The organism is Oryzomicrobium terrae, from assembly GCF_008274805.1.
GTDB lineage: Bacteria > Pseudomonadota > Gammaproteobacteria > Burkholderiales > Rhodocyclaceae > Oryzomicrobium > Oryzomicrobium terrae.
This window is the reverse complement of sequence record NZ_CP022579.1, coordinates 1,406,065-1,423,342: the sequence shown is the minus strand read 5'-3', so window position 1 is coordinate 1,423,342 and position 17,278 is coordinate 1,406,065. Positions and strand designations below refer to the sequence as shown.

Sequence of the window (17,278 nt, the reverse complement as noted above, 5' to 3'; positions counted from 1 at the left end):
GGCACGCATCAAGGGCAGCAGAGGTACGGCCTGTCGCTCGCCTGATTTAGCTCAGAGCGTCTGATTTCGGGCGGTCAACTCGACATCACGACCGACCGCAATGGGTCGTCTCTTGCTCTGCTGGATGACGTTGATTCACCCGCTCGTGGGGTTCCGCTGCCGGTCGAGCCATTCCCGGGCGCGCTTGCGCTGGGCGTTGGTCAGGCCTTCGCGGTCGGCCAGCGCGGCCACGGCGCGCTGGTAATCCTCTTCGGACAGGGTTCGTGGGTATCCCAGGGGCTTGCAGGCCTCGCGTGGGTCGATGTCGGTCATTGTGGTGCCTCGGTCGGAAGGTTGTCGCTGGTGCGCGCCGTCTCGATTCCCCTCTCACCGGTGGCCGAGTCACGCGGCACGGGCGGATAGGCCGGGTGCGTGTTCTCGCGGACCTGGGCGCCGGCTTCTGCTGCTTCCTCGGCGGCAGGGTCCTGGCCCTGGAGGTAGGGGCTCTTGATGTTCATGGCGGCGGTTTGCGAGGCTACCGGGAAATTCGGGTCCTGCCCACCGGCCGGGCGCTGGTAGCCGGCGCCCTGCATGACCGCATCGGCCACCGGGGCGATCATGGGCATCTGCGCGATTTGGGCTCCGGCCTGCATTGCGCTGTAGGCCGCCTGGACCCCGATCTGCACGGCCTTGGCATCCAGCCCCCTGATCTCGCTGTCGGCTCTCCGCTCTTTCAGCTCCAGTTCGCGCAGCTTGATGTCGTTGCCGGCCTTGGCCAGGGCTTCCTGAACCGCCTGGTCGATCTGCTGCTTGATCTGTTCGGGGGTCTGCTGCTGGTCCACCTTGCGGATGGCCTCCACCACGTCGCGCTTGAACGGCACGTCCATGAGGGATACCAGGAACGGCAGGATGGCAGCCTGGTACTGCTGGGGCATCGACTTCACCGCTTCGCTCATGGCGTTCAGCTGCTGGCCACGGTAGCTGTTGGTGCTGGGCACGTCGTCCAGAGCGACCTTGAGCCGGGTGCGCTGCAGGTCATTGGACAGGTAGGCGATGCCTGTCTCCGGATCCTTCTCAGGGCCATTGATCACCACCGTGCGGTCTGCGGTAACGGCGTCGCCCTCGATCACAATCTCATGCCGCTCCGTTCCCATATCGGCCACGATCATCGCAAGCAGTAGCTCTCCAACCTGGGTTCGCGCCTGACGGAAGTGATCCATGATGTGGGCCAGGCTCTGGTTGCTCTGCTCCACCTGGGTCTGTTCCTGCACCCCGGACGCGGCATTGCCCTTGCGCCCCATGAATCCCGAGGTGATGTTCGACACCCGCTCGATGGTGGCCCGGTTATCGTTCAGCATCTGGTAATGCTGGTCCGTGAGTTGATAGTCGCGCTTCACCTCAAACCGGGCGCCGGGCTTCGCCATGGCTTCGGCGTTGAGCACGATGTCCGCATCGGGCCGAGCGACCTGGCGGCGCAACTGGGCGTCGGTCATATCCACGGCTCCCTTGGTGCGCTCCACCCGACTAACGCTCATCCCCCACCGCAGCTTGGAGTTCCCGCTGTTCAGGCTGTCCTGGGCGTACTTCATCCCGCGCACGTAGCCATAGGGAACGGCGGTGTTGTCCTCGCGGAAGCCAAAGAAGGGGACGTAGGGGAAGTGGCGATGGCTGTAGGGCGTCGGGCCATCGTGGAGCATGGTCGGCCCCAGCCAGTAAGACCGGCGAACCCGGGTCACCGTGGCGTGCTCCACCCGGGCCATGCCGCTGGCCACGGCCACGTTGTGGGCCATGTTGTTCTCGTCGAACTCCACCACCCGGCCATCTGGCGTCCTGATAATCGGCACGCGCACCCAGCGCCGGTACCACACCTCGGCGACACACAGCTCCTTCGTGTAGGGGTTGAACCAGCGGTCCTCCTGCATCGTCCAGGCCCGGAAGTCGTTCCATGCGTTCTGTAGGCCCGTGCTCACGCCGCCGTCGATGCTCAGGGTCCGGTCGGCCCACCACAGCGGACCATGTGTGCCGCACATCATCACCATCTCGGCATGCTCGGGGAACGTCAGGGCGATGCGCTCCTTCGTCAGCCAGAGCTGGCGGCGCAGCCACCGGGCGTCGGACAGGTCCGCCTTCTTGGCCTTCATGTCCCAATGGATCTCGTTCCGGTGAATGGCCAAGCACCGATAGGGGTAATTGAACGGGTCCGACTCCTTCGATACCTCCACCCAGCCAATACCGCAGCCGATCTGCCCACGAAAGGCTTTGCTGCACGCACTGTCGGCTTTGCTCTCCCGCTCGGCTTGGTTGAGCTTGAAGTTCAGGGCGTCGGCCACGTCCTGACCACCGGGCTGTCCGTTCGGCGTCACGCGCCAGTCCGTGCGGATCGTGGCCTCGTATCCCTGGATGGAGAGCAGCGCCGGGCCGATCAGGTCCTCGACGGCCGGCGGGATGCCCAATTCCTTCTGCTTGAGCAGGAGCTCGCTGTCCAGCTGGTTGCCGTCGGCGTAGTCCATTTCCTTGTCCGCGACACGGCGCCAGGTCGGCTGCTGCTCGATTTCCTTGTGGATCTCCATGTACTCGACCTGGCTCAAGGCCTGGTCACCGGAGGGGATGGTGTAGATGTCGTCCATAGTCGTGGTCCTCACGTGCGCCAATCGGGCGGCGGCGCTTCCTCGTAGGTTGTCTTGCGGGTGACCGAATCCAGCATGCCCAGCTCCTTGGCCTGAGCCCACTGGCGGAAGGCGTCTGCGCCCTCACTGCATCCGTTGGCCTTGTCTGGCTGGTTGGTGAACCGGTTGTCGGCCCGGTTGAAGCGCTTCCGGTACCCCTCCAGGCGCTGAATACCCTTCGCGCATGCCGTCTCATCCAGAAAAGCGCTCTTCATGTGCTTTCGTACCTGCTGGATGCCGGTAACCAACTCGGTGATGAGCGGCACGATCACGAAGTGCTCCCCGGGCAGCAAGTCCTGGAGCATCTCCTGGGTGCTCCTGTTGAAGTCGGATAGGCGCTTGTGGGCGGCGTCGTGCGGCAGGAAGTGCGTGCCGAACACGTAGCCTTTGGCGCGCAGCTCGGCCACGTAGTGGCGCAGGTCCTCGCCGTGAGCCTCGTAGTAGCCAATGAAGCGGTCCTCGCCGCGCATTTCCTGGTGGAACCAGATGGCGCAGCCGTCCGAGTTTCCGATGTCCCAAAAGGTGTTCACCGGCAGATCCAGGGCTGGCACCCGGCCTACACCGCCGCGCTTACGCAGGGCGATCATGTCCTTCGCGTACCAGTTTCCCTCCGTGCTGATCTGGAAGGCCTCGGCGGGGAAGCTGGGGTACTCCTGCCACATCTTCTCTTCGGCGCCGGAGAAGTCGGCTCGCTTGGTGGCCACGTACCAGGCCCGCTGGTCCGGGTCTATCTTGATGTCCAGGCCCATGCTGGCCTTGGCCACCACCTCCACCATGTCGAAGTAGGCATGCTCCTCTTGGCTGATGGGGACAGTACGAGAGTCCAGCCGATACTTCGGCTCTTGCCACCAGGCGTAGAAGTGGATGCGGTAATCCCGGGGCGTCAGCTTCTTGCGGCTGGCGTGGTTCGCCTCAGCGATCTGCACCATCTTGAAGAATTCGCCCTCGCGGCCCTCGGCGGTGGACTCGATCACCAGAATGCCGTTGGTGGGCACAGCCGGGATCGAGCCGGTCACCACTTCATGGGCCTTGTCAGGGAACTTCGCGCAAATCTTGCCGAATTCGGAGACGTGCAGCCGGTGGATCGTGCCGGAGCGCATGGACGTGGCCACGCGGATGCTGGAGTTGTTGTGCGCGAACACCAGTTCATCGGCGTTCTCTTCGCGGGTCGGGAACCGCTCCCTGATTTGCTCGGGCAGGTTCTCGTAGGCGAATCGCACCTTGTCGCGGAAGATCACCTTCGCGGAGTCCCGATCCTGGGCGATGATGCCGCAACGCTGGTCGGCGTTGAACAGGGCGTGGTCAAGCCACAGAACGGCGATCAGGGTCGTGAAACCCAACTGCCGAGCCTTGAGGATCAGGTTTCGGTGCCACAGGCGCTTGAGAAAGCGCCGCTGCGCCCGGTTGGGTAGGAAGGGCAACACGTAGCTGTCGCCTTCCTCAATCTGGCCATCCGGGCCGATCTTGTCGTCACCCTTGACCATGATCTTGTACAGGCACCCGGAGAACAGGCGCCATTCAGGATCGGCCAGGCAGCGCGCAAGCTCGGCCGCATCCGTGGGGAGCGGCAGTAATGGCTGCTCGTAGCGCCCGGCCACGGGTCAGTCCTCTTCCTCTTCCGGGTCAGCGACTGGCTGGAACCCGCCGGCCGGCGCCTCGCCGTGCTCAGGATCGTCAGCAATCGGCCGGAAAGCGTTACCGCTGCTCTTGGCGATGCCGTGCAGCAGGGCCGTGAGCGGATCTACCTGGGCGTTGTCCTTGTCGTCCAGGCCGAACGCCTGCCGCTCCAGGGCCACCAGCACCCGCAGCGACTCGCCCAGGTCCTTCATGGTCTTGGCCCTGCCCGGGAGGCTGATGATCTTGTGGTACAGGTCGTTCAGCTTGTCCTGGCCGTTCTTATCCTCGGCGCGCATCAGAACCCCAAGCTCTTGCAGTAAGGCAACCGCATCGCTGCCCGTCTGCTGCTCAAGCTCACAAAGCAGGGACATGGTGATGGTCCGTGTGCGCTGGATGTCCTTGCGGTGGGCGAGGCGGATGTCGGCTACAGCCTGGGCGTTGGCTTCGACAACCTGGCGTTCTGCAATTCTGGTTTCCGTGGATACCGGGCTGGATACCAGGCTCTTGGATACCAGGGAATCCGCCTTCTGCTGAATCTTGGCGGACAGGTCACGCTCCCACCCATTGGCCTTTGCCCGCTTATTGACGGCACCGTGGGTGATGCCGTGCTCACTGGCTATCTGGCGCAGCGTCTTGATGCCTGCCCGGTAGTCCAGTTCAATGCGTTCCCAGTCAGGCGAGGCAGTAGCAGCCAGCGCACCTTTTGATGGCGCTACGGGAGACGTGGTGGTGGGCTTCTTCGCCCCGGGCTTCTGTTCCATGCCCGGAAGTCTTGCGGCAGGGGCCGAGATAGTCGAACCCTAGAGGGTGTCGGCCCCATTTTCGACTTGATTCATGCCATAAAGGTAGAATTTTGATTTTGCCCGGGGTCGAAAATGCCTTTCTCCGACATCATTTCTTTGCCCTGCTACCAGATTCCTGAGTTTTCCACTTGGTCGCAGGAAACGTTCAGATCTAAAGCTTTGCAACTTGCAAGCCAGCTTACGGCTCAGTTCAATATCGATGGTCGAGCACCCGATTCCTGGGAATCGTGGACCCTTAGCCAGATGCTTGAGAACATCCGTTCCGGATCTTTCCAGGAGGCGATGCAGCTTGGTTTCCGCATGGGCCTTGCTCCGGCAGAACGTGGTCGCACTCCGGAACCTGACAATTTCCCGCTTATCTCCGTAAATGAGCTTTTTGCTCGTATCGGTGATCTCTCCTCGGACTCATAACACTACCGAGTGCCGGGCGTTTCTCTTCTTCTGGAGGAAGCACCATGTCTACAAGCGATTTCGATTCCCTTAAAGACGATGAGCAGGAGGATTTCATCTCTGCATGTGCAAAGCGTGATCTCAAACCCACCGATTTTGTAATTCAGGTGCATGAGAAATTCCCGGAAGGCCCGGGCGTGGGGCCTGTCGATCGCCAGGTTCTGGTCACCCGGACGGGAACCGGGGCCCACCGGAATTACGCCGCCGGGAATGGGACTTCCTGGAACTATGCGTTTGAGCAGGATCTGATTGCAGGGCTATTCGGGTAGCATTACCTACTGCGTTCCAACGACCAATAGGCACCCCAATGCATTTCGTTTCCGATACTGCTGTTCAGGTTGGCAACTTCATCTACCACTTCGACACCACCGAAGACGCAATCTCTTTTCGCCGTTGTGTCGAAAAAGGCGGGGAGCCCAATGATTGCGCCGAGAAGTTCGGATGCATCAATACTGAGGATGTCACGCCTCCTCCGCCGAAGGTGAAAACCGGAATGAAGCTGTAGCCTTCGCCCCGGGTCTTTCCTGTGTTCAGTCCTTAACCCCCACGCGTAATGAAGAGCCGATGGGCCATGATGCTCTCCATGGCCGCGTCGAAGTCATTCACCGCCATGGCGCGCTCGTAGCGCTGTTCGTGCTCCGCGCGGATTGCATCAAAGCTGATCGAGCAAGCCTCGCGGTACGCGTCAGTGCAGAATTCCACCGCCAGCCAGAGCAGCAGCATGGTGCCGAATATGTAATCCACGTCGGCGCTGGTGCGCGGGTTGAAAACCAAGATTAGGGGAACCCAGGTGAACAGGAGAGCGATGGTTTTCATGCAGCACCGCCCTTCTTGGCCTCTGCGCGGTCCAGGCGCTCAATCTCGGCCAGGATCAGGGCTCCAGCCTTAACCAGGTTGCGGCGGTAATCGCTCGGCTTCCACCACTCACGGGCCCAAGGCCAAATCGCCGGACATTCATCGCGTGCGCTGGCGGCCCCAACGTAGCACTCGGCGGCAGCGGATAGCTCCCGCTTGATGTAGCGGTCGTCATCCTCCGGCGGCCAGCCTTCGTCCTCGATCTGCCGCCGGCGCTCGTCCAGCACGTCCTGGGCGGCGGCCGACAGTTCGGGCTCGGCCAGAACCAGCGGCATGGGCTGCTGCAGCAACTTCTCCATGGCCTCAATGGCCTCGGGCGCGTATGTCCGCCCCTGTACGATGCCCTCCGGCGAGTGGCTGCGGCCGTCGGTGGCGCCTTGGCTGGGCTTCGGCGTGAGCGCGACAATATCGGCCAGCTCGACGGCAGCGATCACCTCGTCGAACACGGCACCGCTCGGGGTGTGTAGGACCGGGCCGGTGGGCAGCGCGTTGGCGAGCCGATCCTTAAGCGCGTAGCCCATCAGCGACCACACCTTGTTGATGGCGTTCTCGCGGGCGATCTTGCGACCCATCTCAGCGTCGAAGTTATCCGGGCTGGCACAGGCCGACTCGCCGGTGACGGTGAAGCCGTTCTTCAGCACCAGGACGCAGAAGGTCAAAAGTCCAAGGCTTCCGGTGTCCAGGTTATAGATGGGGTGGTTTCCATGCGTGGACATCCTCGCCCCATCCGCTGCCGTGAAGTAGTGCTCGCTGGCGATGTTCGTCTCGATGTCCTCCGGCGTGATGCGCGGCGCGGTCAGGCCCTTGGCCTGGATTTCCTGCTCGATTGCTTGGTCGTTCATGGGGTTTTCCCTGGTAGAAACTACCGGTCTTGTGGTGCAGGGTGCCCGGGGCCGGCTGGCCGGGCGCCTTGGTACGAATTCAGGCGGCCAGCCGGAAGGCCTCCAGCAGTGCCGCAGGTGACACCGAGTACACCGGCCCTGCCCCAACCAGCCGGCGCCGGCTGTCGGCCAGGGCGTAGCCGATCCCCTTTTCGTTCAGTTCCTCCTTGAGCCAGTAGCCCACCACCTCGCCGCCGGCGGTCACCTGGTAGTCGTAGATGCACTCCACCCGGGCACCGGTGTCGATGTAGCCACGGAGCACCGGGCGGATGGCCAGGGCAGTCCGGTCAGGGCCTAGCATCACTTCGCCCCCGGCTTGTGCTTCCACAGCTCGCGCACCGCCCTGATCAGCTCCTGACCCGCGACCTCCCCTCGCTTCTTCACCACCAGGGCGTGGTACTCGGTACGCGCCTCGGCCGACATCGCGGCCACGGCCCGGGCCTCGCCCTCCAGCCGGTGTGCCTCTCCCCAGGTGCAGTTCGGTTTGTTGCATGGCTCCCTCCCGCACATCAGGCCGCTGCCGTGGTGTTGTGGACCAGCCGAACCGCGGCCGCCGGCTTCGCGAGCGAGACTTGAAGCCGGGGGGAATTGGTACCGGCCAGCATCACCCGGCGCGCCGCCTCGGGGTCACCCACCAACCGGGGCGGGTCGGAGGTGTAGCCGCGACCGGCGTTAGCGATCTCGGACACCCCGGCCAGGTGGCGGGGGTGCGGCGGCAGGGCTGCGCCCCGCTGCCGGTAGGCCCGGTAGGCCGCCTCGAAGCGCTTGGCCATGAACGGCTGCTCCCGCTCCGGTGTCTGGCAAAGCCCGGGCCAGCCGCCAAGGTCGTCGATCACCAGGTGGATGATCGGATCGTCGAAGGCGATGGACTGGTGCATCCCTACCCGGCTCACCGCCTGCATCACGTTCCCCCAGGCCAGGGCCGCCGCATCCTGGCTCGATCCCTCCAGGGCGCGCACCAGGTCAGCAATCCTTGGCATCCATTGCCCGTTGTCGGGGTTCTGCAGGTGCTGCCAGATGGCACGCTCCACCTGGTCGATCTCGAAGGCCTGCAGGCCCTGCCAGTAGAGGTTGATCACCCCGTCTGACAGGGGCTTGCCGTAGTAGTCGGCCAGCCCCGCCAGGGCCTCGCCAAAGCGGATGAAGTCCTCCCGGATCATGACGGCATCCCTTCCATCAGCCGCTTGACCGCCTCGGCCGTCTGCCGGCCGGCGCTGGACAGCCGGTTGTCGCCACCCGCAGCCACCGGTGCAGGCCCGGGCCGGGCGTTCCGGCACCAGTTGCGCCAGGTCGCTGGCCAATCCAGCTTCACGGCATCACGGCCTGCTTTGGCGCGCCAGTGGTCACCGAACTTCTCGGCCTCGGCCCGCACGGTTTCTGCCGTCCAGCCCGGAAACTCCGCCAGTGCCCATTCCCCCCAGGCCCTGGGCAGCTGCCAGTCGGCAGGCAGCCGGGTTCCGCGCCGGGATGGTTGGGTGCCGTCTGTGGTGGCCGGCGCCTTGGCGCCGGTAGGCGTCTCCCCCTGGGGCTGCTGCATGTCAGGGCCCGGGGCTTCCGGGTCCGCTGCGGGGCCAACAAGGGGTTTCTCCTGTTCCTGTTCCTGTTCCTGTTCCTGTTCCTGTTCCTGGTTTCGGAACCGTTTCACAAGGGTTGCGAAACCGTTCCAGATTTCAGCCCTGAACTTGTCCGAAAACCTCGCTATGGAATCGTGCAAACGAAGCACCAGAGCGGGTTTTGCAGGAAATGAATCGGGTACCTGATCAACCAGCTTGATCGCCGAAATTCCCTGGTTCGGGTTCTCGATCTCGTTCCAACTCAGGAACGCATGGATGAACACCCATTTCGAGCCGGAATCCCGGGTTGCGAAACCCTTTTCGAACAGTTCGGCAAAGGCTTCCGCAACCGTTTCCATACCCCAATTCAGGTCTTCGGCTACGTACCCGTCTGGCAGGCGGAAGCAGCCGATCATGTTCGTGTGCGGGCTGGAGAGCAGGTAGAGCGCCAGCAGTCGGGCCTTGTCCGAAAGGTCGCGGGTCGTCTCGCTCGTCCAGAAGGAGGTGAAGACCTTGCCGTAGTCACGCATGGGCCACCTCGAACAGGTCATGCTGAACCTGCGAAGCAACAGCTCCGCGATTTTCATGGCCCTGCTCCGTCGCGTGCCGAATCCTGGCCTCGGCTATGGCCGCATACTCTTCGGTCAGCTCGCAGCCGACGAAGCGGAAGCCCTCCAGGGTTGCCGCCTTCCCGGTGCTTCCGCTTCCGGTGAAGGGGTCCAGGACCACGCCCCCCGGCGGGGTAACCAGCCGGCACAGGTACCGCATCAGGTCGGTTGGCTTGACGGTTGGGTGATGGTTGCCTTGGGGCTTCGCTTCATAGCCTTCATCGCGCCGGGTGATGTGCTGACCTGACGTGTTGCTCACCATGCCGCCAATACGCTGGGGCAGTTCGTCGCAACCATCGTTGCGGTCTTTCCGGCTCGCCTTCGCGCAGTAGAAGAAGCGGGCGGCGCTGCCCGACCCGGCATCGACCTTGGTGCGCTCGCCGCCAAGGTACTTGCTTTCGCCCGTTCCGATTCCGCCGCCGTAGCCGGTGACCTTCACATTCGGCACGCTTCCGCCGCTCCCCGCACTATCGGGAAAGTGCGCCACCACCTCGTCGCTGCCGTCGTGGATCAAGTTGGCGGGCCAGCGGCCTAGCGCCTCGCCCGCACGCTCCGCCCGGTATGCCTCCGGCGACTGGCGGCTGACCATGCGGCCCTCGGCCTCACTCGCTGCGGAAGGTCTGTCAGACAGGTGATTTATCGTGCCCTGCCGGCGCGTAATGCTTGGGTTTACCTCGCCGGTCAGGGTCACCCGGCATCCGTCGATGTTGAGCGCCCCAGTACCGTGTTGCAGGACGTTCTGCGCAACGGTACCGATCAGCGGCTTTCGGAACAGCAGTGCCGGCTCGAACGCTGGCTTGAGGGCAGTTCCCCAGTCTGACCAGTCGGCAATCCAGCGGTCACGGTCGGCCTGACACTCCACCCCCTCCGGTAAATCCTCCATAGGCAGCTTGGCCATGGCCTTGCCCACGTTCATGGACTTCGGGAATCCGGACCCATAGATCCATAGCACCCCCAGGTCGGCGGGGAGCGCGGCGGCCAGGGTCATGCGCTGATCTTCGGTCAGGCTGTCGATGAACTGGCGGGCCACTGGGCTCGTGGCGTACAGGTCCATTATTGTGTCCCGGCACTCGAAACCGGCCAGGCGCAGCGCGATGCTCATCAGGTCGTGCGTGCGGCTGCCGGCGAAGGCGACGACATGGCCGCCGGGCTTGAGCACCCTGAACACCTCGCGCCACACCTCGGGGCCAGGTACCCAGGCGTCCCAGCTGCGGCCCATAAAGCCTTTCTTCTTCGGCCGGTACTCTTCGCCGGCGAGCCAGGCAGTGAGGCAGGCAACTACATCGGCAGGCTTATGGTCGGAAAGTCCATAAGGGGGGTCGGTGACGACCGAATCAACGGAGGAATCGGCCATGCCGCGAAGCGCATCAAGGCAATCACCTGTATGAATCTGAAACTGGCTCAATTTGCCCCCCCCGGCGCTCCTTGGGTCACATCGAGCAGCCCCAGCTGCTCAGGCGGCCCGCCGCCTTCAAGCAGAACAAGCCGGCGCTGGAGCTGCTTCACTTTCAGAGCAAGTTCAGCATTCACGACCGCGGCCTGGTGGCCGGCTTCCACGGCGGCGTACTGCTGGCCTGCCCCGGCCGTCAGTTCGCCGAGCATGCGGCTCTCCCGCGGGGTGAGCGTCAGCACGTCGTCGCCTATCTCGATCTTCACGGCGCCGCCGGGGAGGATCGTCTTGCTGATCGGCCGTGCCGGCGGATGCTCCGGGGCAGGCACGAACACGCCGCGCTGAACGCGGAGCACGGCGCCGTCATCGACCAGGATCGCGATACGGTCGTCGATCACGGTCAGCTTGAGGCCGGTGTGCTCGGCCAGCGTCTCCCGCGTCACGACCTGCTCCATGGCGTGCAGGTCCTGCACGGCCTCAAAAACGAGGAGGGTTGTTGATTTCTTTGTTGTCATCGTCTTGCTCCCCCCAGGGGAAAGTCGAGGTGTCGGGCACGGGGATGGCCTTGGGCCATGCCCCGATCTCTACGAGAAGGCGAACGCTCTTGATATGTGCGGCCCACCAGAGGGCGCGGCGCTGGGCCCGGGTCAGGGCTGCCCCCTGATCGAGCAGCGGGACATGGCAGGCAGCGCACAGGCTGGCGCCGCGGCTGTCGTCGGCCTTGATGCCGGCGCCTTTGCCGTGGGTGGCCCAGTTGCTATGGGCGCAGCACACGGTGCCGTCGGCGCAGCCGCAGTGCTGGCAGGGGATCAGCCGGTAGGCTTCGCGCAGCTTCTTGCTGCGCACATAGGAATGCTTCGGCTGGGCTGGGTTCGCCACCGGTGAAGAAGCGGCGCCGGCGCGCCACTGCCCGGGGGCAATGCACAGGGCCTTCGCCCGTGGCTTCGGCAGCTCGCGCCGCTTGAAGCCGGTACGCTTGAGCGGGGATCGGCGGATCATCCGAGGATCTCCCCGGTTTCCATGTCGATCTCCCGGGCCTCGAAGGTCGCCCAGTCCACCGGGAACCGCACCCCAAGCTCGGTCACGGCGAAGGCCGTCACCTGGTCGATCAGCTTGCTGTAGCCCTTCACCCCCAAGTCCTCGGTGCTCTGCCGCACCCGGCGCCGGGTCTTCTTCCCGGTCATTGGGTCTTTGTAGGTGACGGTCTTGAAGCCGATGAAGTGGTCACGGAAATACTCTTTCCACACCGCCAGGGCATGCGTCTGGCCATTCGGCCGGGCCTGTAGCGCAATCTGCTTGAGCACCACCCCGTGGTAGAACCGGCGCTGCTTGTCGGTCTTGGCGTCCTCATGCAGCCGGATCTCAATCTCCAGCTTGTGGCCGGCCTCCCACATGGACTTGCACCAGGGGGCGATCACCGACGAGAAGTTCGGACCGGCCACAGCCTGGGAGGGCCAGTGGGCACGAAGGAGTTGATCAGCCATGACGACCTCCGCGGTTCACCAGCTGCTGAATGCGCCTGCCAATCCAGCGCATGCACGGCACTGCCATGCTGTTGCCCAGGGCCTTGTAGCGCGGGCCGTCGGGGCACTCGTCTGCCGGCTTGTTGCGCCACGGGATGGCTGTATAGCCATCGGGGAATCCCTGGAGACGTTCGCATTCAGTAGGAATGAGTCGTCTCACCTGCGTGCCCGTCAGCAGCGCTGGCGGAGGGCTGTTGGCATCGAGGCAAGTGGTGCGTTCCTCGAAAATCTTGCCGGCGTTGTTGCTGCCCGTGTTGTGCAGCTTGGTGGTATAGGCCACCGCCACCTGCCCACCGGCATTTGCGTGACTCGCTCCATGCCCCATAGCTCTCAGGGTCGGCGACACCAGCCCCGCATCGCCGCCGTGGTCTTTGCAGGAGAATGCGATGGCCGGTGCGTGTGCGCCTGCAGCTAGCGGGTGGCACGGGTCGCCGGGCTTCGGGTTGCTGTAGTTCGCCGCACTCGTCACCTGAGTGGTGTCGAAGGCCAGCACCGCATTTTCCTGCCCGCTGTTTCGGCCCAGGGTATGCGCCTGCTCGATGCGTACGTCCGGGTTTTGGGTGCCATGCACGGCCATGGCCGGGTGCAGCAGAAACGTTTCGCTCTCGAAGTCCATCCGCCCACTGGCGCTGGAGCAAGCATTGCGGGCTGTTGCTACTTCGATTGGTCCCGCGGTGTTGTTTCCACCGAAGGCCACCGGCACAAGATGGCTGTGCCCGTGGTTTGCATCCTGGTGGGATGCACCGTGCAGCCGGCCATAGCTGGCGTCCAGTGCGCTGGTTACTGGCTGGAGGTGGTGGGCTCTTGCGTGGTCAATGTCACTACCGCCGTCAGAGCTTCGTAGAGTGCCGGCGGTAGGTTCTTTCCCCTGGCCTCGGCTCGGCGCAATATCCCGGCGCAGGCCGTCCCACTCAAAAAGAACCTGGGCGGGATCGAACCCTTCTCTAGCACTTGCGACAACGAACACACGGCGGCGTCGTTGGGCCAGTCCGAAATATTGGGCGTCCAAGGTCCGCCATGCGACTGCACGCCGGGGTCCATACACAGCACCAGCGTTTGACCACTTTCCCCCTGGAGCTCGTAACGGCTCATTTTCACCGGCAAGCCCTGCCAGAAAGCACCCGAAGGCGTTGTCCTTGGTGCTGAGGACACCGGGGACGTTTTCCCACACGGCAACGCAGGGGGGTCGTCCTTTGGAAACTCGAACATGGTCAATTGCATCAGCCAGTTCCACGTAACGAAGGGTCAGGTTTCCGCGCTCGTCGTCCAGGCTGTTGCGTAGCCCGGCAACGCTGAATGCCTGACAAGGGGTTCCGCCCACCAGAATGTCGGGGGCCTCGACTTCGCCGCGCAGCACCTGCACGGCAATCTTGGTCATGTCGCCCAGGTTGGGCACATGGGGGTAGTGGTGCGCGAGTACGGCAGCCGGGAAGGGCTCGATCTCGCTGAACCATGCCGGCGCCCATCCCAGGCCATGCCACGCAACGGTGGCAGCCTCAATGCCGCTGCACACTGATCCGTAGATCATTGCTGGGCTCCGAACCGCGCAATCAGGGCGGCATCGGCCAGGGCCTGGCCCCTCCCCTTCTTGTCCAGGTCCCGCCACCCGGGCCACAGCTGGATGGCCCGGGTACGGGCCGCATCCTTCTCGGAGCCGATCAGGCCGGCACGCTTCTTCCAGGACTGGGGGGTGACAAGGGTGGTCGGGATTTCCAGCGCGGCCAGGACGCCAGAGGCAACACCAGCGGCGTGGCCGAAAGCGAACATGCTGGTCACGCCTTGCCCGGGCATGGCGCCCACGTTCTCAAGGAAGGCCCGGGGTGCGTCGAAAGTCCGCAGGAACGCGGCAAGGGCCGCGGCATTCACCCGGGTTGCGGAACCAACCGCCATGGTGGGCATCAGTTCCCACTCGATCAGGTTGTGCTTTTCATCCAGCACAACGATGGCGCCCGAGGCGCCCGGATCAATACCGATGGTCAGCATTGCCGCCCTCGCCCATTTGCACCACATTCGCCGGCGACTCATCGAATACTCTGTCCACATGGTCAAAGTGCTTCCGAATCTCAGCATTCAAGAGAAACCGCATGAACTCGGCGAGGGAACTGAACCCACGGGCCCGGGCAACACGGCCGCCATCCTCTCGGATGTCGCTCGGAAGGCGCATCGAGAACTGGCCTTCGAACGGGAGGTCGCTGGAATCAACAGCGCGGCGGGACATGCGCACCTGGGGCTCGGCGACCGGCTTGCGGCGCCAGAACCAGGAGAGAGGGTTGTACCAAGGCATTACGCGGCCTCCCTGCTGTACATCGCATGGCAGTCACGAACCGTGACTTGGCCGGCGGTCAGCTCTTCAATCTGGATAGCGTTGTCCAGCGTGATGCGGGTGTCGCCGCGGCACCATTGGCTGACAAGGCCCTGCGTAACAGAGGGGTGGAGCTTCTCGCCGAACTCAGCTTGGCTGAGCTTGTTTTGTGCGAGGTATTCGTCGAGTCGCATGTTCTTCTTCCGGGTTGTGACGCCCAGAATACTAGCGCCGCTAGTTGTTAGAGGTCAATAGCGGCGCTTGTTGCATAGTTATTAGCGCAACTCATAATTCAATAATGGAAAAATCCAAGAAATCGAAGATTGAAGACGTTCACCGCGAAGAGGCAGAGAAGCTCCGGGAACTCTTCAAAAACCGGGCCGGCATGTCTCAAGAAGCCTTTGGCGCCAAGTTCGAGATTGGCAGCCAGGGGATGGTCTGGCAGTACCTCAATGCGCGCAGCCCTCTCAATCTGGAGGCGGCCAGCAAGTTCGCCCGTGGACTTGGCTGCTCTGTTGGTGAGTTCAGTTCTAGACTTGCCGAAGAGGCTGAGAGGATCGTCGGAACCACACCACCAGATCGCAGCAACATAGGATCGAGTGCACGGCCGGTGTTATCCTGGGAGCATGAAAGTGAACTTCCAGAAGACCAGTACGTGTTCATTCCGCGTTTGACAGTTGAGGCGTCGTGCGGGAATGGCCGGGTAGCCTGGCACGTAGAAGAGAAGGGACAGCGCAACGCATTCCGCCGGAGTTGGGCGGACCGCCTGGGCATCAATCCCGAGAAGTGCGCAACCATCGTTGCAAGTGGCGACTCCATGGAAGAGCGCATTTGCGACGGCGACAGTTTGGTCATCGACCACACACAGACCGGCATCAATGATGGGAAGGTCTACGCAATCGCCTACGAGAACGAGGTGTTCGTAAAGCGTCTGTTTAAACGCGTCGGTGGAGGGGTGCGCATCGTCAGCGACAACCCCGACAAGATCCGCTACCCCGACTGGGACGTAGGACCAGAACAACTAGAGCACCTACAAGTGATTGGCCGAGTCGTTGCTATCAGTGGTGGTATTTAAGAGGAAATGATGAAAACTGCTGTTCTTGCGCTAATTACTGCCCTCACTCTGAGTGGCTGTATGTCCTACAACCTTCATACATATGGCGCAGTCGACCAAAACGAAAAGTCCGTGACTGTCCCCCCTGGTTCAAGTGGCCTAACAGGCAAGATCAAGGAGGCTTTGTCTAAATCCGGCTGGAAAATGGCAGTTCGGGGAGGGCCGCGGGTGACCGAGGGCAGACTGGGAGATAACACGCGACTTGAGCAATACGACACGTTCCATACGCGTTATGAACTGATCCTGAAGTGGCATCAGTACGACACCTGCATCTCTAACTTCTCCCCTGCCCTGTTCTACGACATTACATTAATTGATAACAAAACTAATTCTGAAGTCATCTCTTTGGATGGGCGTGGATGCGAGTATGTCGTAGTTGAAAAGTTCACCGAGGCCATGAACGGAACCGGGCAGAGCCAGTAAAACCAGAGCAACTAGCGCAAGCGAAAGCCGCCTTCGGGCGGCTTTTTATTTTCCGACGAACTAGCGGCGCTATTGACAATAGAGAAATAGCGGCGCTAGTATTCGTCCATGCCGCAACTACTTCGGCTAGTTAAACCCGGCAGCCCAGGGCGCAGCGAAAGACGGATAGAGCGGTACCGGCGAGTAGCGGAAGTCGCTCAAGACCTGATGGGCACAGTGAAGGCGCGGATCTGCGGAAAGGCGCCACGGGATCAGGCAAGAGCAGCACATGCATCTCCCTCCGCAAGACCTTGGGGGGCGCTAGTACAGGCCCCGTTTTTTTGAGGGAGGCATGGCAGGAAATCGTCGCATGGCTTGCCCAGGCATGGGCCGGCAGCGCGAGTCGGAACCGTAACCGAACAGGGACCAGCGCCGAATCGGCTGGCGTAACGGGAGAACGAAAGCCCCGTGGCACTGGAGAGACAGGGAGGCGGTGGAAGCCCGCCAGCAGTTCCAACACTGAGGCGGCGGCGTGGATAGGACACGCAACTCTTCGCGCATTTAAAGCGGGGACTGAGACACGGCCCTAACGGGTAAGCCTAGCCGGTATCAAGCCCGGCCCGCCTCCGTGTTGGAACTGTCGATTGCATGACCCGGCTCTGCGCCATCCGATGGCGTCCCGTCACGGGCAAATGACGGGAAGTTTAAAACTGCCGCCGGGGTGGGTATCGGAACCCGGCACCTCTTAGACGCTACCGGCGGCAAGTCAGCCGGAACGCAGCACGGTTAAGCGGCCCGCGCCGGTAGACAAGACGGGCCGCAAACGAACACCAGGAGCGAACCATGAACAACGTCCATCCGATTCTCCGCGAGGCGATTGCACCGTTTGCCCTGGGAAAAGCATCCGACCGCCGCTTCAACGTCTGCATCAAGTCCAGCGGCGTGGTCGTCCAGATGACCGTCAAGGCGATTTCCAGCCGTGATGCCGTGAGCCTCGCCACCGACATCTGCTTTGACAGCGACGACTACATGCCCACCGAAGAGATGGAGATCAAGGTCTCGCTGGCCACAACTCTTGGGCTGGTAGCCGAAGCTGCGTGATGCGTAAGTCATGGCGGTTGGCCCGCATCACCTT

The 17,278-nt window shown here is 62.8% G+C and carries 24 protein-coding genes; 6 read left to right on the top strand and 18 right to left on the bottom strand.

All coding sequences use genetic code 11. The features are described 5' to 3' along the window. Positions 1-135 precede the first annotated feature (135 nt). The 4 genes from OTERR_RS15990 to OTERR_RS06610 are packed head-to-tail and all read right to left on the bottom strand — an operon-like array spanning position 136 to position 5,023. Positions 136-312 (bottom strand): hypothetical protein, encoded by a 177-nt coding sequence (locus tag OTERR_RS15990; RefSeq protein ID WP_187775322.1) that lies wholly within the window; start codon positions 310-312, stop codon positions 136-138. Then, positions 309-2,621 carry a portal protein gene (locus OTERR_RS06620; RefSeq protein WP_223116013.1) on the bottom strand — a complete coding sequence of 771 codons (2,313 nt, stop codon included), beginning with the start codon at positions 2,619-2,621 and terminating at the stop codon, positions 309-311. Before OTERR_RS06620 ends, OTERR_RS15990 begins: the two co-directional genes overlap by 4 nt. Then, complete coding sequence (locus tag OTERR_RS06615; RefSeq protein WP_149425215.1) at positions 2,618-4,243, bottom strand: terminase; 1,626 nt, start codon at positions 4,241-4,243, stop codon at positions 2,618-2,620. Before OTERR_RS06615 ends, OTERR_RS06620 begins: the two co-directional genes overlap by 4 nt. A 3-nt stretch (positions 4,244-4,246) precedes the next feature. Then, positions 4,247-5,023, bottom strand: a complete 777-nt coding sequence (locus OTERR_RS06610; protein ID WP_223116012.1) for a hypothetical protein — start codon at positions 5,021-5,023, stop codon at positions 4,247-4,249. Positions 5,024-5,137: 114 nt separating this feature from the next. Between OTERR_RS06610 and OTERR_RS06605 the strand changes: the two genes are divergently transcribed. Genes OTERR_RS06605 through OTERR_RS06595 form a run of 3 tightly spaced genes read left to right on the top strand, consistent with a single transcriptional unit; the run spans position 5,138 to position 6,020 of the window. Continuing rightward, complete coding sequence (locus OTERR_RS06605) at positions 5,138-5,476, top strand: hypothetical protein (protein WP_149425214.1); 339 nt, start codon at positions 5,138-5,140, stop codon at positions 5,474-5,476. A gap of 44 nt (positions 5,477-5,520) precedes the next feature. After that, the gene (locus OTERR_RS06600) at positions 5,521-5,784 is read left to right on the top strand and encodes a hypothetical protein (RefSeq protein WP_149425213.1); all 264 of its coding nucleotides are present in this window, start codon (positions 5,521-5,523) and stop codon (positions 5,782-5,784) included. Between the two features lie 38 nt (positions 5,785-5,822). Continuing rightward, positions 5,823-6,020, top strand: coding sequence for a hypothetical protein (locus OTERR_RS06595; protein ID WP_149425212.1), 198 nt, complete (start codon positions 5,823-5,825; stop codon positions 6,018-6,020). Between the two features lie 32 nt (positions 6,021-6,052). Here the strand turns inward: OTERR_RS06595 and OTERR_RS06590 are convergent, their stop codons facing one another. The 14 genes from OTERR_RS06590 to OTERR_RS06530 form a co-directional block, all read right to left on the bottom strand. Next, positions 6,053-6,331, bottom strand: a complete 279-nt coding sequence (locus OTERR_RS06590) for a hypothetical protein (protein WP_149425211.1) — start codon at positions 6,329-6,331, stop codon at positions 6,053-6,055. Next, positions 6,328-7,212, bottom strand: coding sequence for a Gp49 family protein (locus tag OTERR_RS16140; RefSeq protein WP_223116011.1), 885 nt, complete (start codon positions 7,210-7,212; stop codon positions 6,328-6,330). Before OTERR_RS16140 ends, OTERR_RS06590 begins: the two co-directional genes overlap by 4 nt. Before the next feature lie 79 nt (positions 7,213-7,291). After that, positions 7,292-7,552 (bottom strand): hypothetical protein, encoded by a 261-nt coding sequence (locus OTERR_RS06580; RefSeq protein WP_149425210.1) that lies wholly within the window; start codon positions 7,550-7,552, stop codon positions 7,292-7,294. Beyond that, positions 7,552-7,674 (bottom strand): DUF7696 family protein, encoded by a 123-nt coding sequence (locus tag OTERR_RS16555; protein ID WP_425466032.1) that lies wholly within the window; start codon positions 7,672-7,674, stop codon positions 7,552-7,554. The genes OTERR_RS06580 and OTERR_RS16555 overlap by 1 nt, the downstream gene beginning before the upstream one ends. 86 nt (positions 7,675-7,760) lie before the next feature. Then, the gene (locus tag OTERR_RS06575; protein WP_149425209.1) at positions 7,761-8,411 is read right to left on the bottom strand and encodes a DUF6475 domain-containing protein; all 651 of its coding nucleotides are present in this window, start codon (positions 8,409-8,411) and stop codon (positions 7,761-7,763) included. Continuing rightward, positions 8,408-9,334: a hypothetical protein gene (locus tag OTERR_RS06570; RefSeq protein WP_149425208.1), complete on the bottom strand. Its 927-nt coding sequence runs from the start codon at positions 9,332-9,334 to the stop codon at positions 8,408-8,410. The genes OTERR_RS06575 and OTERR_RS06570 overlap by 4 nt, the downstream gene beginning before the upstream one ends. Then, on the bottom strand, positions 9,327-10,766 hold the full coding sequence (locus OTERR_RS06565) for a DNA methyltransferase (protein ID WP_223116010.1): 1,440 nt from the start codon (positions 10,764-10,766) through the stop codon (positions 9,327-9,329). Before OTERR_RS06565 ends, OTERR_RS06570 begins: the two co-directional genes overlap by 8 nt. 47 nt (positions 10,767-10,813) lie before the next feature. Then, the gene (locus tag OTERR_RS06560) at positions 10,814-11,317 is read right to left on the bottom strand and encodes a hypothetical protein (protein ID WP_223116009.1); all 504 of its coding nucleotides are present in this window, start codon (positions 11,315-11,317) and stop codon (positions 10,814-10,816) included. Beyond that, positions 11,280-11,801: a hypothetical protein gene (locus OTERR_RS06555; protein WP_149425207.1), complete on the bottom strand. Its 522-nt coding sequence runs from the start codon at positions 11,799-11,801 to the stop codon at positions 11,280-11,282. The genes OTERR_RS06560 and OTERR_RS06555 overlap by 38 nt, the downstream gene beginning before the upstream one ends. Continuing rightward, positions 11,798-12,286, bottom strand: a complete 489-nt coding sequence (locus OTERR_RS06550; protein WP_149425206.1) for a hypothetical protein — start codon at positions 12,284-12,286, stop codon at positions 11,798-11,800. The genes OTERR_RS06555 and OTERR_RS06550 overlap by 4 nt, the downstream gene beginning before the upstream one ends. Then, positions 12,279-13,853, bottom strand: a complete 1,575-nt coding sequence (locus OTERR_RS06545; RefSeq protein WP_149425205.1) for a DNA cytosine methyltransferase — start codon at positions 13,851-13,853, stop codon at positions 12,279-12,281. Before OTERR_RS06545 ends, OTERR_RS06550 begins: the two co-directional genes overlap by 8 nt. Then, positions 13,850-14,308 (bottom strand): RuvC family protein, encoded by a 459-nt coding sequence (locus OTERR_RS06540; RefSeq protein ID WP_223116008.1) that lies wholly within the window; start codon positions 14,306-14,308, stop codon positions 13,850-13,852. The genes OTERR_RS06545 and OTERR_RS06540 overlap by 4 nt, the downstream gene beginning before the upstream one ends. Continuing rightward, the gene (locus OTERR_RS06535) at positions 14,289-14,609 is read right to left on the bottom strand and encodes a hypothetical protein (RefSeq protein ID WP_149425204.1); all 321 of its coding nucleotides are present in this window, start codon (positions 14,607-14,609) and stop codon (positions 14,289-14,291) included. The genes OTERR_RS06540 and OTERR_RS06535 overlap by 20 nt, the downstream gene beginning before the upstream one ends. Then, a complete protein-coding gene (locus OTERR_RS06530; protein ID WP_149425203.1) occupies positions 14,609-14,821 on the bottom strand; it encodes a helix-turn-helix domain-containing protein in 213 nt (70 codons plus the stop codon). Before OTERR_RS06530 ends, OTERR_RS06535 begins: the two co-directional genes overlap by 1 nt. Positions 14,822-14,925: 104 nt before the next feature. Between OTERR_RS06530 and OTERR_RS06525 the strand changes: the two genes are divergently transcribed. The 3 genes from OTERR_RS06525 to OTERR_RS06515 all read left to right on the top strand — a co-directional run bounded on the left by OTERR_RS06525 (position 14,926) and on the right by OTERR_RS06515 (position 17,244). Beyond that, a complete protein-coding gene (locus OTERR_RS06525) occupies positions 14,926-15,702 on the top strand; it encodes a LexA family transcriptional regulator (protein ID WP_149425202.1) in 777 nt (258 codons plus the stop codon). A gap of 60 nt (positions 15,703-15,762) precedes the next feature. Next, positions 15,763-16,164: a hypothetical protein gene (locus OTERR_RS06520; RefSeq protein ID WP_149425201.1), complete on the top strand. Its 402-nt coding sequence runs from the start codon at positions 15,763-15,765 to the stop codon at positions 16,162-16,164. 822 nt (positions 16,165-16,986) lie between these two features. Then, a complete protein-coding gene (locus OTERR_RS06515) occupies positions 16,987-17,244 on the top strand; it encodes a hypothetical protein (protein ID WP_149425200.1) in 258 nt (85 codons plus the stop codon). Positions 17,245-17,278 lie beyond the last annotated feature (34 nt).